At 30.6% G+C, this 16,172-nt stretch carries 18 protein-coding genes and 1 pseudogene; 6 read left to right on the top strand and 13 right to left on the bottom strand.

Annotation, left to right across the window (positions count from 1 at the left end; genetic code table 4):
- Positions 1–69: 69 nt before the first annotated feature.
- Complete coding sequence (locus ACJA23_RS03435) at positions 70–486, top strand: hypothetical protein (protein ID WP_406614024.1); 417 nt, start codon at positions 70–72, stop codon at positions 484–486.
- 73 nt (positions 487–559) lie between these two features.
- Here the strand turns inward: ACJA23_RS03435 and ACJA23_RS03440 are convergent, their stop codons facing one another.
- Genes ACJA23_RS03440 through plsY form a run of 7 tightly spaced genes read right to left on the bottom strand, consistent with a single transcriptional unit; the run spans position 560 to position 5,023 of the window.
- Positions 560–787: a sigma factor-like helix-turn-helix DNA-binding protein gene (locus ACJA23_RS03440; protein ID WP_406614026.1), complete on the bottom strand. Its 228-nt coding sequence runs from the start codon at positions 785–787 to the stop codon at positions 560–562.
- A complete protein-coding gene (gene ftsY, locus ACJA23_RS03445) occupies positions 777–1,835 on the bottom strand; it encodes a signal recognition particle-docking protein FtsY (protein WP_406614028.1) in 1,059 nt (352 codons plus the stop codon). The genes ACJA23_RS03440 and ftsY overlap by 11 nt, the downstream gene beginning before the upstream one ends.
- 40 nt (positions 1,836–1,875) lie before the next feature.
- Positions 1,876–2,733 carry a ribosome biogenesis GTPase YlqF gene (gene ylqF, locus ACJA23_RS03450; protein WP_406614030.1) on the bottom strand — a complete coding sequence of 286 codons (858 nt, stop codon included), beginning with the start codon at positions 2,731–2,733 and terminating at the stop codon, positions 1,876–1,878.
- Positions 2,733–3,017 carry a DivIVA domain-containing protein gene (locus tag ACJA23_RS03455; RefSeq protein ID WP_406614032.1) on the bottom strand — a complete coding sequence of 95 codons (285 nt, stop codon included), beginning with the start codon at positions 3,015–3,017 and terminating at the stop codon, positions 2,733–2,735. The genes ylqF and ACJA23_RS03455 overlap by 1 nt, the downstream gene beginning before the upstream one ends.
- A 1-nt stretch (position 3,018) precedes the next feature.
- The gene (locus ACJA23_RS03460; protein ID WP_406614034.1) at positions 3,019–3,753 is read right to left on the bottom strand and encodes a TrmH family RNA methyltransferase; all 735 of its coding nucleotides are present in this window, start codon (positions 3,751–3,753) and stop codon (positions 3,019–3,021) included.
- The gene (locus ACJA23_RS03465) at positions 3,753–4,289 is read right to left on the bottom strand and encodes a tRNA (cytidine(34)-2'-O)-methyltransferase (protein WP_406614036.1); all 537 of its coding nucleotides are present in this window, start codon (positions 4,287–4,289) and stop codon (positions 3,753–3,755) included. The genes ACJA23_RS03460 and ACJA23_RS03465 overlap by 1 nt, the downstream gene beginning before the upstream one ends.
- Positions 4,290–4,339: 50 nt before the next feature.
- A complete protein-coding gene (gene plsY, locus ACJA23_RS03470) occupies positions 4,340–5,023 on the bottom strand; it encodes a glycerol-3-phosphate 1-O-acyltransferase PlsY (RefSeq protein ID WP_406614038.1) in 684 nt (227 codons plus the stop codon).
- An 80-nt stretch (positions 5,024–5,103) separates the two neighbouring features.
- Between plsY and def the strand changes: the two genes are divergently transcribed.
- From def to ACJA23_RS03495, 5 genes are read left to right on the top strand one after another with little or no spacing between them, the layout of a single operon-like run.
- Entirely contained in the window at positions 5,104–5,664 is a 561-nt protein-coding gene (def, locus tag ACJA23_RS03475) for a peptide deformylase (RefSeq protein ID WP_406614040.1), read from the top strand.
- 3 nt (positions 5,665–5,667) lie between these two features.
- Complete coding sequence (locus ACJA23_RS03480) at positions 5,668–7,404, top strand: hypothetical protein (protein ID WP_406614042.1); 1,737 nt, start codon at positions 5,668–5,670, stop codon at positions 7,402–7,404.
- A 16-nt stretch (positions 7,405–7,420) separates the two neighbouring features.
- Positions 7,421–8,371 (top strand): MSC_0882 family membrane protein, encoded by a 951-nt coding sequence (locus tag ACJA23_RS03485; RefSeq protein ID WP_406614044.1) that lies wholly within the window; start codon positions 7,421–7,423, stop codon positions 8,369–8,371.
- A 7-nt stretch (positions 8,372–8,378) separates the two neighbouring features.
- Entirely contained in the window at positions 8,379–8,966 is a 588-nt protein-coding gene (locus tag ACJA23_RS03490) for a DJ-1/PfpI family protein (RefSeq protein ID WP_406614046.1), read from the top strand.
- Between the two features lie 6 nt (positions 8,967–8,972).
- On the top strand, positions 8,973–9,512 hold the full coding sequence (locus tag ACJA23_RS03495) for a hypothetical protein (protein WP_406614048.1): 540 nt from the start codon (positions 8,973–8,975) through the stop codon (positions 9,510–9,512).
- Positions 9,513–9,845: 333 nt separating this feature from the next.
- Here the strand turns inward: ACJA23_RS03495 and ACJA23_RS03500 are convergent.
- From ACJA23_RS03500 to ACJA23_RS03525, 6 genes and pseudogenes are all read right to left on the bottom strand, one after another.
- A pseudogene (locus tag ACJA23_RS03500) lies at positions 9,846–10,781 on the bottom strand (DUF3387 domain-containing protein).
- 8 nt (positions 10,782–10,789) lie between these two features.
- Positions 10,790–13,015, bottom strand: coding sequence for a type I restriction endonuclease subunit R (locus tag ACJA23_RS03505; protein WP_406614050.1), 2,226 nt, complete (start codon positions 13,013–13,015; stop codon positions 10,790–10,792).
- Positions 13,016–13,026: 11 nt separating this feature from the next.
- Complete coding sequence (locus tag ACJA23_RS03510) at positions 13,027–13,689, bottom strand: restriction endonuclease subunit S (protein WP_406614052.1); 663 nt, start codon at positions 13,687–13,689, stop codon at positions 13,027–13,029.
- Positions 13,690–13,698: 9 nt separating this feature from the next.
- Complete coding sequence (locus ACJA23_RS03515; protein WP_406614054.1) at positions 13,699–14,145, bottom strand: restriction endonuclease subunit S; 447 nt, start codon at positions 14,143–14,145, stop codon at positions 13,699–13,701.
- Positions 14,126–15,775, bottom strand: a complete 1,650-nt coding sequence (locus ACJA23_RS03520; RefSeq protein WP_406614056.1) for an N-6 DNA methylase — start codon at positions 15,773–15,775, stop codon at positions 14,126–14,128. The genes ACJA23_RS03515 and ACJA23_RS03520 overlap by 20 nt, the downstream gene beginning before the upstream one ends.
- Position 15,776: 1 nt before the next feature.
- On the bottom strand, positions 15,777–15,980 hold the full coding sequence (locus ACJA23_RS03525; protein WP_406614059.1) for a helix-turn-helix domain-containing protein: 204 nt from the start codon (positions 15,978–15,980) through the stop codon (positions 15,777–15,779).
- Positions 15,981–16,172: the final 192 nt, after the last annotated feature.

The raw sequence follows: 16,172 nt of genomic DNA on the forward strand, positions 1-16,172 counted from the left end.
TAATTTTTTACATAAAAAGCTTTTTTAGCTTTTAATTAATTGGTATATACTATTAGAACAAGGAGAATAATGAGAATTATTATTAGTAAAAAATCATTGACTTGAACTACTGTAATTGCTAGTTTTGTAGCAGTTATTTTAGCTTTAGTAGGTACAATTATTTGCTATATGTCAGGATTAAGCCAAGCAGTTTTAGCTTGTTTTGGTTTATCAGTATCAGCATCATTAATTGCTTTAATTTCACACTTATCAATTGCATTCTTTTATGAATTTGGTTCAAGTAAAAAGAAACTTATGGCATTTATTATGTTCTGATTAATGTACATTACTATTATCTTAACTATCATAGCTATGTTAAGAAATGATACTGTGGCTAAAATTTTATCAGTAATTATTATGGGTGGTTGAACTGCTATTTTATCTTTATTAATACCAGTTTACTTAATTTTTACTCGTGTAGTCAAAGTGCAAACTAAAAAGAAATAGATTAAAAATCACTTACTTTTAGGTAAGTGATTTTTGTTATTGATTACTTAGGAACTTTAGTTAATAAAGGTTTTTAATTAGTCATTTGTTGATCTATTTTTTCTAACTTTGAAATAGCTTTTTTTAAGGTGTCAAAAGCTGCTGATCTTGAAGTAGCCATAATGTTAGCTATTTCTCCATATGAAAGATCTTCAAAAAAATATAAGTGAAAAACTTGTTTTTGATTTTGGGTTAGAAAATTTTGGTATTTAGCAAATAACTCTGAATATTTTGTAATATTTTCAATTGATTTATTGTTCATAGTCTTTAATTAAGTCTTTAGTCATTTGATAAATAAATAACTCTAGGTCAAATTCTTGTAAGTCATCTAATTTCTCACCTAAAGCAACATATTTAACATCTAAATCGTATTCATCTTTGATAGATAACACAATTCCACCTTTAGATGTTCCATCTAGTTTGGTTAAGATAATTCCTGTTAAATTAGCAACTTCTTTAAAAGTTTTAGCTTGTGATAAACCATTTTGACCAGTAGTTGCATCTAAAACTAATAACGATTCATGAGGAGCACCATCAACAAACTTATTCATTACTGAAATCATTTTTTCTAGCTCTCTCATTAGATTTACTTTATTTTGTAATCTACCAGCTGTATCAATGATAACTAAATCATATTTTTCAGCAGTTGCTTTTTCCATTGCTTGAAAAACAACTGATGAAGGATCTTGACCTTCTTTAGAAGGCTTGATAATTTCAGCTCCAATTCGATTAGCTCAAATTTCTAATTGATTAACTGCTCCAGCTCTAAATGTATCAGCTGCAGCAATTAAAACTTTTTTGCCTTCTTGAATGAATTTATTAGCCACTTTAGCTATTGAAGTTGTTTTACCAGAACCATTAACTCCAACAAACACAAAAACATTGGTTCTACCATCTTCAAAGTTAAAATTAGTATTAACAATTGAGTTATTGGTATAAATAACAAATAACTGATCGGCAATAATTTCACCAATTAGTTTTGGGTCACTAATCATATTGGTTTTAACTTCTGATTTGATTTTTTCAATGATAATTTCGACTAATTTAGAGTTAATATCGGACATTATTAATATTTCTTCTAGTTCTTCAAAATATTCTTCATCAACCTTTAAATGTCTATTTTGTAGCTCTAAAAGTTTTTTACCAAAGTTAGATGAATTATTTAGTCCAGTTTCATATTTTTCAAACTTTTTACTATTTAAGATTTCTTCACTTCGAGTTTCGTTATGCAATTGCTCAAGTTGCTTAACATCTTTTACTTCTTTGTCTCTTTTGAAAACTTTATTGATTAAATTTTTAAAAAATCCCATATTTAAATTTTAAAACATTCCTTATTTAGTTAAATTAGTTTTAATCGTAGGTTACACCAACCAAATTTCTTGCTCAATTAATAAAATGTTGTTCAGTTTTAGCTAAATCAATTTTTCCTTGTGATTTATAAAATTTTAGTTTTTCACCATATCTATGCATGTATGCGTAAATTTCTTTATCATCAAAACTAGGAGTACATCCCTCAGCCTGTAATTTTTCAGGATAGTATTTAGAAAGTAGTTTTCAAATGCTTATAGCTATAAATTCAGTTGGAAAGTTTTCTGATTTGATTGAACCAATAGTTAAAAGTTTGATTGCTGCTTCTTGATTCTCGAATTTAGGTAATAAAATTCCTGGGGTATCTAAAAACATAAATTCACCACTTACAACTCATTTTTTCTCTCGAGTTACTCCTGGGAAATTAGCAACTTTTAAGTTAGCTTTTTCACTGACTAAATTAATTAAAGTACTTTTACCACAGTTTGGAACACCCACTACAAATGATTTAATTCTGGTAACTAATAGACCTTTGGTTTTATCACGAGCTATTTTTTCTTTCATGATGTCTTTTAGTTTATTAAGAATTACTTTTTTGGCTGAAGCTTTTCTTAAATCAAGCCATAAAACATGTTCACCTTTGAAACGAGATTCTATTTTTTGTTTTTTGTTTTTGTCCATTAAATCACTTTTTGTAATAATAAAAAGTCTTGGTTTTTGAGGCATTATCGTATCAAATTCTTCATTATATGAACTAATTGGACATCTTGCATCTAAAACAACAATAAAAACATTGGCTAAATTAGCGTTTTCTTTAATTTCTTTCATCCCTTTAGCCATGTGCCCTGGGTATCACTGTATTAAATTTTGAAAGTTTTCGTTTGTTTTAATATCTTTCATTATTGCCTTTTAATTACGTCTTCTAGTTTTGTAATTTGTTCTTTAAGTCTACTATTATCAATTTTTAATACTTCTAACTTATTATTTAATTCTGTGATTTTTTTATCTTTTTCACCTATATTTTCGGCTTGTAGTTCTAAATCATCTGCAATATTTTTTAAACTAGCACTTAAAGTATCAAAGAATGCATTCACTTCTTGAATATCGTAGCCTTCTAGTGATAAATGGAAGCGATGTGAGCTAATTTCTTCTAAGATCTTTTCAATTTTGAGCATATTATTCATCTTAACCTCGATTATTGTAAATTTCGTTTAATACTATAGCGCACGCACTTGCGACATTTAAGCTCTCAAATTCAATTGGAATATAAACATCTACATCAGATAATGTTTGAATTTCGCTAGAAATACCATTTCCTTCGTTTCCTAAAACAATTGCCAATTTTTTAGCACTAAAATCAACTTCTTTTAACTTTTGTGCTTTTGTGCTTAATAAGGTTTCATATATTCTAAAACCTTGGTTTTTTAGCTCTAAAAGTGTATTATACGCACTGTTTGTTTCTATAATATTTGTTTCAAATATTGCTCCTTGTGATGAACGAATGATTTTGTCATTAAATGGATCAATATTTTCAATTATGACAGTATCAAATCCAAAAGCTTTGGCTGTTCGAATTATTGTTCCTATATTTCCTGGGTCTTGCAAATCATTTAGCACTACAACACGATTAGAAACAGAATTATTTGTAGGTTTTTTACATACTGCAACCACTTTTTGAGGAGTTTTTGTAAATGCTAAAAGTTCAATGATACTTTGATCAACTTTAGTAGCATTTTCGTAAACATTTCAGTGTTCTTCTTCTAAAATTTCAACAACTAAATTGGCTTTTAGCGCTTCATTTACTAAATGAAACCCTTCAACCAAAAACTTACTAGTTAAATCACGATATTTTTTATCTTTTAGTTTTTTAAACTCTTTGATTTTAGGATTATTTTTACTGCGTAAAATAAAATTTTCCACTAATTTTCCTCTTTGATTTTAAGTAAAAAATCTTTTCCTTTTTCGACTTCAAATAGTGATAGATCCATAAAATCTAGTTGTCTTAAAGCTTCAAACCCTAAAATACAAACACAGTTGGCTAAATTAATTGACCGCATCGCTGAAACCATCGGTATTCTAATGCAATTATCAATATTGTTAGCTAAAACTTTTTTATCAATTCCAGTTGATTCACGCCCAAACATAAATCATAGCTCACCTTTTTGATTGAATTGTTGTTTGTAATCCACTTCTGTATAGGTTTTTAAGCCATATCTGGTTACATAATTAATTTGTTTATCACTGTATTTTTTATAAAAATCATCATAACTATCGTGAATTTCATGTCTGATATCCGATAACATTCTACCAGCACCATATCTTTTCAATCACTTAGGGTGCAAATCAAAACCTATCGGTTTTATAATGTGTAATTTAGCTTGTAAAGCAAAGCAAGTACGAATAATATTTCCAGTATTTGGACAAATTTCAGGTTGGTATAAAACGATATTTAGCATAATATGCTAATTATAGCATTTTATGCATTTAAAATGAAAAAGCCTAGCTATTAGGCTTTGTGAAATAGATTAATTTTTCTTTCTGTTTTGTTTCAAAGTCTTACGATATTGCTTCGGTGAGCGAAAATAACTAATGAACAAGTTAAAGCAAAGATTATTGAAGTGACATACCAGTATTGCATTACAAATTCAGTGTTTCAAGTTAAAGTTCCGTTAATCATTCAAGGTACAAAACCAAAAATAATCATAGCTACAGCGCTTAAAATACTTGCTAATGAAACATATTTTCAAATTAATGCCACTGAGAAAAATACAATGGCTGCAATTACAAATAAAACTACATTAACAGCAGTTAAAACACCAATAGCACATCCTACACCTTTTCCACCTTTAAATCCGAAAAAGACTGGATAAATATGACCAATTACACAAGAAAAACCAGCTAAAATGGGTAAAAAATAATAAGTTTCTCCAACTTGATTAATTAACGCTAACCCTTGTACAATCGCTACAACAGCAGCACCTTTAACTATGTCTAAAAGTAAAACACATAGACCGAATTTTTTACCTAAAACTCTAGCAGAATTAGTAGCTCCAGCATTATTTGAGTGGAACTTTCTAATGTCTGTTTTTTTTCATAATGTACCTAAAATAATTGAGGTATTTAGCGAACCAACTAGGTAGCCAAAAACCATAAAACCAATGTTTATAATGACTGCGAGTAAATAATTCATTAAGACTATACCCCTTGTGGATAAGTGCGAGAAAATCGTAGTTTTCTCACGTTAAATAAATTATATTATATAATTTAGATATGAATAAAAAATATAAAGTTGAATTAGTCCAACTCCCTGAAAACGTGTTAAGGAAGCGTTCTCAAGACGTTCCAATCCCATTGCAAGAAGAAGATATTGAGCTTGCTGAAAAAATGATTTATCACATTGATAATTCACAAGAACCTAACACTGAATTCCGTCCTGGAATCGGTGTTGCTGCAGTTCAATATGGTGTTTTAAAAAATGTTTTTTATGTTTATGTAAAAGACGATAATACTAATCAAGTTATTTTCAAAGATGTTTTATTTAACCCTAAAGTTATTTCAAAAAGTGATAAACAAATCGCTTTAAGTGAAGGTGAAGGTTGCTTAAGTGTTGATGAAAAATGACCAAACCAAGAAGGTTATGTACATAGAAGTACAAAATTGGTAGTACAAGCTTACAGTTATTACGAAAGAGCTTGAAAAAGGTTTGAAGTTGAAGGTTTTTTAGCTATTGTGTTTCAACATGAGTTAGACCATCTTCAAGGTAGATTATTTATCGACCGAATCAAAACTTCTGATCCATGAAGAAAAAATAAGAAAGCAGAATATATTTAATTTATGATATACGCAGATGTAGGAACAAGAATTGCGGCTAATGATGGAACAATTGAAAAGGTTATTAGCCAATTAAATAAAATTTTATCTGTAGCACACAATGCATTTCCTATCGTAATGGCGCTTTTAGCCTTATGATTAGTTATTGCATTTGTTATTGGTTTCTTTTTAAGACTAAAATGAAGTGTTTTAACAATAGCAACATTGATTTTAACACCTATTATTACCATTTTAGTAGTTACAAAAATAAATGATGAGATCGTGACCAAACTTCAAGAAGTTATCGCAAATGATAAAGACTTCAGCTGATTGTTGGAAGAAGAAAATCGAGATGTGCTAAACAAACTAGTAAGTAATGTTCTACCAATTTTATCACTAGTAGTCGCACTAATTTCATTCATTTCACTAAACATATTAATTTTTATAATTGCACTTGCAATTCACATTATTATTAAAAAACACAAACCAAATAGAAAAAGACGTATTGTATTAAGATTAGTTTACGCTAGTGCTACTACTGTGGCAACTTCACCAGCAGCTTCAGCTGTAGTATCACTTTATAGTACGTTGGACGAAAAAGATAAACCACTAATCAAATTAACAAACTTCACCTCATTAATTATTACTGGAAATAAAGATATTGCCAATATTAATGGATTAGCAATTGATTTTAGAGATGCTCTTGAAGCAATTCAAAATGCTAAAAATGTTACACAATTATTAATTGATGGTAAAAAATTAGATAACAAAAATGCTGAAGAGGTTGATAACATCGTTAAAGTATTAAATAATGCTGTTAAAAAACAAGGTGTTAAAGAGTTAATTGTTAAAACAATTGAAAATTCAGATTTAGTTAAAGAAGGAACTGAAACACTTAAAGGTATTTCTGAAAAAATCGAAACTTATGCAACTGAAGAAGAGGCAAAAGTTCGAGAACAAAATCCAACCGCAACTAAAGAAGAAGTTAAAAAATTAGTTACAGAAAATGTAAAAAACCAAATTAAAGATAAATTCAAGGATTTAGAAAGAATTAGAGAAGAATTCAAAGATGATCCAACAGTTACAAACATTATTGAAACATTCGTAAAACCAGTCAAATCAGCTAATAAAGATGTTGATGAAGTCTTAAATAGTGTATTTAGCACAGTCGTTAAAAATTCACTAACAGATGCAACAAAAGAAAAATTAGATTCAAAAGAAACAGTTAGTTTAGTATTTGATTTAATTAAAAAATTACCAAATGTTGAACGTACATTCGGTAATGATACTAATGCTAATAGTGAAGTAGAAAATTCACCATCAAACTCTAATAACCAAACAAATCCAACAAACCCTACAAATGACAGTACTAGTGAAAGTACAAATTCTGATCGTTCAGTAAGTAATGAATCTGCTGAAGATAATAATAGTGGTCAACCTACTAATGGTGGAAATTCATCAGATAATAATGACATGAAAGTAGTTTCAACTGATGAAGGTGCAGCACCAAAAAACAATGATAACAGTGCAAATGTTCAAGGCGATCAACCTAAAGCAGAAGATTCAACTAATTCAGGCGAAGCAACATCTCAACCAACCGAAACAGATGAAAAAGCTGCGGAACCAGAAAATAAAGAAACAGAAACTCGTCCTGATGAATCTACTGAAATATCAGGAACTGAATCTGAAAAAGAAGCAGTAGATACAGAAGCTGATTCTAAACCTGCTTCAACAAACTCTGCAAGTGGAAACAATGCCTAAGTGAACGGAGGTTTAAATGCCTAATGAAAATAAAGATTCATCTCTATACCCTACACAAACAGGAACAAATGGAGTTAATGTAATTAATCAAACCGTTCCTTCAAATATTGGTAAAACTCAACTTAGGATTTACCAAGACCCTAAAAATCAATTAGATCCAAACTTATACACAGTTATCAAGCGTGAAAAACGTATTAAGACTATTTCAATTATATTTTGAGCTTTATTAATTGTAGGATGCGTTATTGGTGCATTCTTAAACTGATATTTAAATGTAGATTTTAATTTCTATGAACTTACTAAAGCTAATTTCTCCCAATCAGTTAAACAAACCAAAGGTTTAGCTAATTATGCATGAATTACTATTTTGTTCATAATTTCAATTGCATTTATGATTAAGAATGCAATTAAGTTAAGTTCATTAAAGAAAAATGAACAATTAATTAGACAGTCTCGTGATAAACACGATAGTACTCTTCCTGAACTAAGGGATGCTTATAGAACACTTGTTCTAAAAGGTTTAAGAATTTCTTGATTGTATGGATTTTTCATGACTTATGGTGGTTTAATTTTAATCATTATCGCTGCTTTATATAGCCAACAAAAACCTTGAGTAGTTGAATCACAATCACCTGGATTTAAGTTCACTTTCGATTTAGACTTTAAACCGATTTTAGAAAATGCATTTGGTAATATGACAATCTTCTTTTCAGCTTATGGTTCAACCATTGCTGGATTGTCACTTTTATATGTGTTTGTGCTATTTTACGATAAAAAAAGAATTGCAGATATTAAAACACAGATTAGAAACGATGTTGCTTTTATTGACGGAACTGATGCTTTAAGAATTAAAGAAAACAAAGCTTGAAGACGAACATTTATTATCATATTCGTGTTAGTAGTGCTTCTACCACTTGCGTTAGTTTTATATCTAACTTACAGAGGAATTCTAAAAAGAAAACGTTAATTTAATTATGAAAAAAATTCTAGCTATTACATATGACAAATTCAATGATATTGAATTTGTAACTCCTTTATCAATTCTTAAAAGAGCTCTTCATGGTGAACTTGAAATTCACTACTACAATCCTAATAAAGAAGTAAAACACACTACTGGACAATACGGAATTGTTAATATTACAGATATTAAACACAAAGTTGATTTTAAAGATTATGATGCAATTTTTGTCCTTGGTGGGGTAGCTGTAAATGCTTCAATCCGTCATGATCAAGAATTATTTAAACAAATTCATTTAGCTCAAAAAGAACTAAATTTACCAGTTTACGCAATTTGTGATGCTCCTAACGCTTTATATCAATCTGGTTTATTTGAATATTTAGATTCAGCTTACACATCTTTCCCAAGTCAATGATCTGAAGAAGCTAGACAAAAAAGCAACTGAAAAAATGATGTTTCTGTAGTTAGTTATGCTAATGGTTCAATAGTAGCTAATGCAGCTGGTGCTTCAACACTACTAGGAATGCAAATGGCTAAAAACTGAGTTTCTGAAGAAAGATATAAACAACTAGAGTTTGAAATCTTCGGTTTCACTAAACAATAATTAATTATGGTCATAAATAAAGAAAAAACCAAAACCAAACATTCAAAATTAGCGAAACTTCATATATCAAGTTGAGTAATTTATTTGATATTATCAATTATTTTCACCATAACCATTATCATGATGTGATATAAAGTTTCAGAAATGGTATCTTTATTCGCTACAACAATTCCTTATAAACATGAATTGGGTCGAATAACTGAAGAAAGATTTAACGAATTATTAATTACACAACAAGTTAAAGGGGATGACCTACAACGAACTATTAATATTGTAGTCGCTTTCTCACTTAGTGTTATTATTACTGGTATAATCACAATATATTTAAACCCTTGATTACTAAAAAGAGCAAAATCAACAATAAAAAACTTAAATTCTTTAACTGAAACAGACTTAAAAAGGGCTAAAAGTATATTAATACGAGAACAATTGATACTATTTGTGCCTTTTTTAATTGTATTAATTACATTTATTGCTTGTGTTGCAATGTTAGTTTATTACAATACAGATATACGAAATTTTTTATATAAATGAAAATGAAGTTAATAAAACCAAACGCTAAATATATTACATATATTTAAGCTTAAAATTAATTAACCAAGGAGATTATTATCACAAACGAAACCAAAGAATGACCACAAGAAGTATTAAACTTATCATTACCCTAATTAGAACAGGCTTTATCTGTGAATTATCCAATTCATCACTACAGTGATGAATTTTTTATACAAAAAATCAACCATAAAGATGATGTAATATGGATATTTGAATAAAAAACCTTATATTAGAAAGTCTAAAGCGATGTAAAAAAAACCACATCCAAGAGTTACTAGCTCAATGGTGTGGTTTTTTGTTATTATTTTATTATTGTATTCTTTTCTAATTGCTATATTTTCTAAAGTTTTCTGCTTGTTCTAGCACTTTTTCATACACTTCGGTATTCCATTCAGGCGGATAACCGTTTTCGTATAGCAGAATAATTAAGTCCATTTTTAACTGACTCTTGATATCATCTCTAGTAGATCAATCGGCATATTGAGCCTTGTCATCTACTAGATTTTTTATTTCTTTCGCAAGCAATAAGCACTTTTCATCAGCATATGGGAATTTGTGTGTATCTCTTACCTTAATTAAAATATCGTAAAATGCCTTTTCTTCATACGTAATGCCCATTACCTCAAAGGATGTTATATCCTCTTTAAGCATATGAAGGATATTTATCAATTCACTAGAAAGCTCGTCGACAAAATCAGCTACTACTTCGCTTGTAAAAATAAGTTTATCACGATTGTTATAGCGAGTTACTACCTCTTTTAACATTACATTAAATTCTTGAGCCTTAACCTTATTTACTTTACCATAACTAGAAATAGCCTTTAAAAGTAATTTAAGCAATGCGTTGAATTTAGTGAAAGGCATTTTGATATTTTTCAATTCTTCAAGGAACTGTTAACTAAAAATATCAACTTCCTTCTTATCATCCATAATATTTTCTACACCTGTACAAGCAAGTGCCTCTTTTACCATGGATACAACAGTGAGATTCATAGTTTCTGTATCTGGTGCATCACCTTTGGTTTGCGTATAGATAATAGCGCGAATTGCTAAGAAGAATTGTGCCTGCTTTATTTCATCATCCTTTAATTCGCCTGTAGGGAAAGAAATATTATAAGCTATACGAAGTTTTCTTGTAAGGTTCATAAACCTATCTAGCATTTCCTTGCTTAACTGCACATATTCGGCAGCATCATTAAGACAAAGCAATCTTTCAAGCGGATTACCCACATAGAATTTCTTAGCGTTAAAGTTTTTCATCAAGTCATTTATCAAAGACAAATGATTTCTAAAAAATCAATAGAAAGTTTAATTTCGTCAACAGGGCTTTCTTGAGGATCACCATAAATTTTGATTGCCTCAAGCATACTGTTTTTAATACCAATGTAGTCAACAATTAAGCCCTTATCTTTACCTTCAAAAACTCTATTAACACGAGAAATAGTTTGGATAAGGGTGTGTCTCTGTAGCGGCTTGTTGATATACATTACAGAAAGTGAAGGAACGTCAAATCCAGTAATCCACATATCAACTACGATAGCTAATTTAAAGTTAGATTTATCGTTTTTGAAAAGCTTATCCAATTTTTGACGATGTTCCTTTGTGCCACACATGTTATAAAGCGGCTTAGTATCATCCTGACCTTGCGTTGCAACAAGATTAATAAATGGAATATCAGAAAGTTCATCAAGTTCATCTTTTGTAAGTAAACTTTCATCTTCGCACTTTTTAGCAACTCCCCATTCAGGACGAATTGCGATGATCTCTTGATATAACGCATACGCTAAATGTCTATCAGGGCAAACAATCATACCTTTTTGCAAAATGTCAGGTTTTTCGGCACATAAATTCCCATAGTGTGTAACGATATCTCTTGCAAGTTTTTTCAATACATCAGGATGACCTAAAATAGCAGAGATACTCGACATTGCCTTTTTGCTTGCAATAATTTGCTCTTCGTTAGAGCTTTCAAGCTCGCATTTTTTATAATATTCCTCAATTTGTCTAGCTTGTTCATCAGAAACAATAACTCTTGCAAGACGAGGTTCATAGGCTATACGGACAGTAATACCATCATCACTTGATTCCTTCATAGTATACTGGTCTACAATATCACCAAAAACAGCAATCGTCTCATCAATTGGAGTCCCTGTAAAACCAACACGAGTAGCATTAGGCAAACTTGCTTTTAAGTACTGAGCAAAACTCTTTGAATCAATAATACCGTCATCGGTTATTTTTATATTACCGCTTTTATCAATTTGCGTTCTGTGAGCCTCGTCAGAGATACAAATAATATTACTTCTAGTAGAAAGAAGTCCTGTGCTTTCGCAGAATTTTTGAATGGTAGTGATATAAACACCACCACTTTCCTTTGTGAGCAATGTATCACGCAAGTCCTGTCTAGACTCAAATGCTCTTATATCGTCATCGTGTAAATAACGCTTAGCCCCTGCAAATACATCTCTTGCTTGGTTATTTAAATCTTCTCTATCAGTAATGATGAGAATAGTAGGATTGCAAAAAACACTAGCATATCTTTGCATCAGTAGTTTTGTCAAAAATAGCATTGTATAGGTTTTACCGCAACCTGTCGCATCAAAATATGTGCCACCTTTACCATCACCCTGAGTCTTTAGGTGGTCTTTTATATTTTCCACCATTTTGTTAGCACCAAAGAATTGAGGGTATCTACATACAATTTGTTGTTCTTTTCCTTCAATTTCTGGATAATATACAAAATCACGTAAAATAGCAAGAATTCTATCTTTGGCAAATGCACCTTTTATTAAACTCACCAAGGAACTGATACCGTTGGATACTTTTTGCGTTTCATTTACTTTATTCCAAGAATAGAAAAATTCATAAGGTGTAAAAATGCTACCAAGCTTATTGTTTGCACCGTCACTGATAACTGCCAAAAAGCAATATTTCATCAGGTTTTCTATATCACTTGTATAATGAGTTGTCAGTTGCTTTCAAGCATCATAAATGGTAGTATCTTCTTTGATTGCGGTTTTGAATTCGCAAATGCAAACAGGGATACCATTGATAAAGATAATTAAGTCAAGTCGTCTTTCAGAGATACCCTTTACTGAGTATTGATTAACTACCTTAAATATATTGTTGTTTGGCGTTTCATAATCAATAAAATCAATATGTACACCAACTTTTGTAACATCCTCACTAGCGAGGTCAAAGCCTTCTGTGATAAGATAATATGCCTCTTTATTATTTTCATATAACGAGGCACTACTACCAACATCAATAACTTTTTTGATGATAGTTTTTATTTCAGTAGAGGTAAGGTCAAATGCAGAATATTTAGAAGTAATGAATCTTTTTAAATCTTCAACAAGTATGACATCTTCCAGCTTTCTATGGGTATTGTCACCATGAACATACTCATAGCCTTCGCCTTTATGGAATAACTGAATTATGGCATTTTCTAAATCTTCTTCATTGAAAGTACCTTTTTCAAATACATAATCCATAAGTTTACCTCCTAACTTCGTTTTGCCTCTTCAACAGCACCTTTTATAAGAATAGGGCATAAATTCTTTATTTGTTGTTTTCATTGCTCGTTGATTTCTTTACGCATAGTATATGCATTATAAATATCAACAATAGATTTTTGAACAGTTATAGATGGATATGGAATTTCTAATTTACATAATTCTTCAAAAGGAAAAACGTCTCTTGTTGAACCCCAAGCATTAAAACCACATTTTCTTTGAGTTTCTTCACGGCTCATCCATAACATTAAATATTCAGATATTAGATCATTTTCATCAATCACTTTAAAAATTGTGTATGAGCTCGAAATAAAACAAGTTTGACCTTTTCTTAATGCGATAGGTAATGAAGTACCATTACACGCAACAACCTTACAAAAAGCAAACTCGCCATTGTGGACTATTTTTCCACTTTCCTTATCTCTCAGCTCTCTTTTTGCAGGGATAAATTGTAGATTGGAATCTACACCTTGTGCAAGAGTAATTTTTCCATCCTCATTTTTTTCGTTAAGTTCTACAATAAATTTGCCAATTTTTTCACATTTTGTAGTTTTCTTCAAATTTTCAACATACCCATCGCAAACAAGTTTTAAATCCTCAAGACCTGTTTCATAAGCAGTTTGGTTCTCTACAATACCTTTATATATTTCCACATATTTGTGTTAGGTTTCAATTGGCGGCAGTTCGATTTCTATATCGCACATTTCTTCCCAAGAGAAAGTTTCTCTAGCTGAACCCCATGAATGAAAACGAGAATATCTATCAAATTCAGGTCTGTTAAAATACATAAAAAGATAGTCTGAAAGAAGTATATCAGGCTTGTTTACATAAAAAACAATGTATGAAGAAGAAACAATATATGTATTTTCAGAAGTGTTATGTGCTAATGCAATTTTTTCTCCCATTCTAGCTGTATTAGTGTTATAAGCAAAATAATCAGGTTTAACAAGTAAATAAGGTTTTAATGAAACACCATCCATATAAGCTTTTGTTTCAATAAAATTCTTTTGAATGGATATCCCTTTTACTGCATCTAAACCATACAATTGACCATTACGCTCATCACTCAAAGAAATAAGTTCACCAAGTTTAATCTTCGTCAATGCCATATCCAATACCTCTAAATGCATTAATTAGCTTTGTTTGTGACGTTTTTTCTATCTTTAACACAGCTTTCATTTCTTCTTGAATACGAGCCATTTCTGTTTCGTAATCGATATCCAAATCGTGGTCAATAAACTCGATATATTTGCTAGGAGTAAGCACCCAACCTTGTTGCTCTACACTTAATCCTTCTGTGCCATCCTCTTTAAACCATTTTTTAACCTTTACGGACTTACAAAGTTCAGGCACATCCTTATAAAGAGTGGTATCGACACTTTGTCAATTATTGTATATTTCTTTTATGCGTGAAATTTGGTCTTTTGTAAGAACAGTTTTCTTTTTGTTTTTACCTTTGTCAATTTCAATTACGCCGATATTTTCATCCCAAGTTCTCAAATCCATAAACAAGATTCCCCCTCGTCTATCTCTTACCTTACGTCCGTTAATTTCGCCTGCGCCTTTGTTCATATTAAGAATTCAAAGTGTAACTGAAATATCTGTTGTATAGAACATATCATGAGGAAGAACGATAATAGCTTCAACCTTGTCTTTTAAAAGAATATTTTTTCTAATTTCATCATCATCACTATCATTAAGAGCGCCATTCGCAAGAAGGAAAGCTGCTACACCGTGATTTACGTCAAGTTTTGAAATCATATGCAAAATCCAAGCATAGTTAGCGTTAGATTCTCTAGGTACACCATACCCATCTCAACGAGGGTCTTTTTGAAGGTTATCTGCCCACCATCTTTTAAGGTTGAATGGAGGGTTAGCCATGATGAAATCTACCTTTTTATCTTTATGCTGGTCATCGGTGAAAGTAGATGCATTTTGTTTGCCAAGGTTGTGTGAAATACCACGGATGGCAAGATTCATTTTACAAAGTCGTCAAGTTTCTTGAACACTTTCTTGACCGATAACTGAAATTGCTTTTTTGTTCCCTTTATGTTCATCTACAAAACGCATAGACTGAACAAACATACCCCCTGAACCACAACAAGGGTCATACACTGTACCTTCATATGGTTCTATCATTTCTGTGATAAGTTCAACTACACAAGCAGGTGTATAAAATTCGCCATCTTCCTTAGTACCTGACGCTGCATAAAGTTGTAAGAAGTATTCGTAAGTTCTTCCAATAAGGTCTTCAACTTGGAATCTTTCTTCTGATATTTGATTTACGTTGTCAATAAGGCTCTTTAGTTTTTCTTTGCTTGCTCCAAGTGATACAAAAAGATTCCTTGATAATGTATTTTTAAGTGAAGGGTTGGCAGATTCAAGTTCTTTTAAGGCTCTATCTAGTTTTACAGCAATATCGTTATCACTTGCGTGTGCGACAATATAAGATCATCTTGTAGACCATTGATCATCACCCTCTAAATTTTGAGGAAGATAGAAAACATTTTCTGCATTATAAAAAGCAACATTTTCAAGGAATATAGGGTTTTCGCCATGTTCCTCAATGATAGCTTCTCTTCTTTTATTAAATTTATCTCCTGCAAATTTTAAGAATACAAGGCTGATTACAGCATCTCTATTCTTATCCAAACTTCCTACACCACGAAGGTCAACACGGCAATTCCATAATACTTGTTCAAGTGTTAATTCCTGTGTTTTCTTTACTGCTTTTGCCATATTATTTTAAAACCTCCATTTGTATATTGTTTTCTTGGCATAATAATTCTATTTTTTTCTTAACCAATTTTGTTGGTGCATATTTGCCGTTTTCCCATCTATTTACCGATGTAAAAGATGCACCTAAAAGTTCAGCTAAAGCCATTTGTGATAAATTTAGCTTAACTCTTAAACTTATTATAGCTGCTGCATAGTCTAGTTTCATCTTATTACCTCCATGCAATTTATTAAATAAAATTAAAAATTATAGCACATTTTTAAATAAATTTCTGCCAATACAAAAAATTATTATTCACAAAGCAGAAAAAGTAGACATCAGGCAATGCTAAACAATTGAAATTAAATATATAGGAATTGACTCAGTTTTCGTTACAAAACAAAAAGGTATAGCCGTTAA

The sequence above is a fragment of the Mycoplasma corogypsi genome (assembly GCF_045276875.1).
In the GTDB taxonomy this organism is placed as follows: Bacteria; Bacillota_I; Bacilli_A; order Mycoplasmatales; family Metamycoplasmataceae; genus Mycoplasmopsis; species Mycoplasmopsis corogypsi.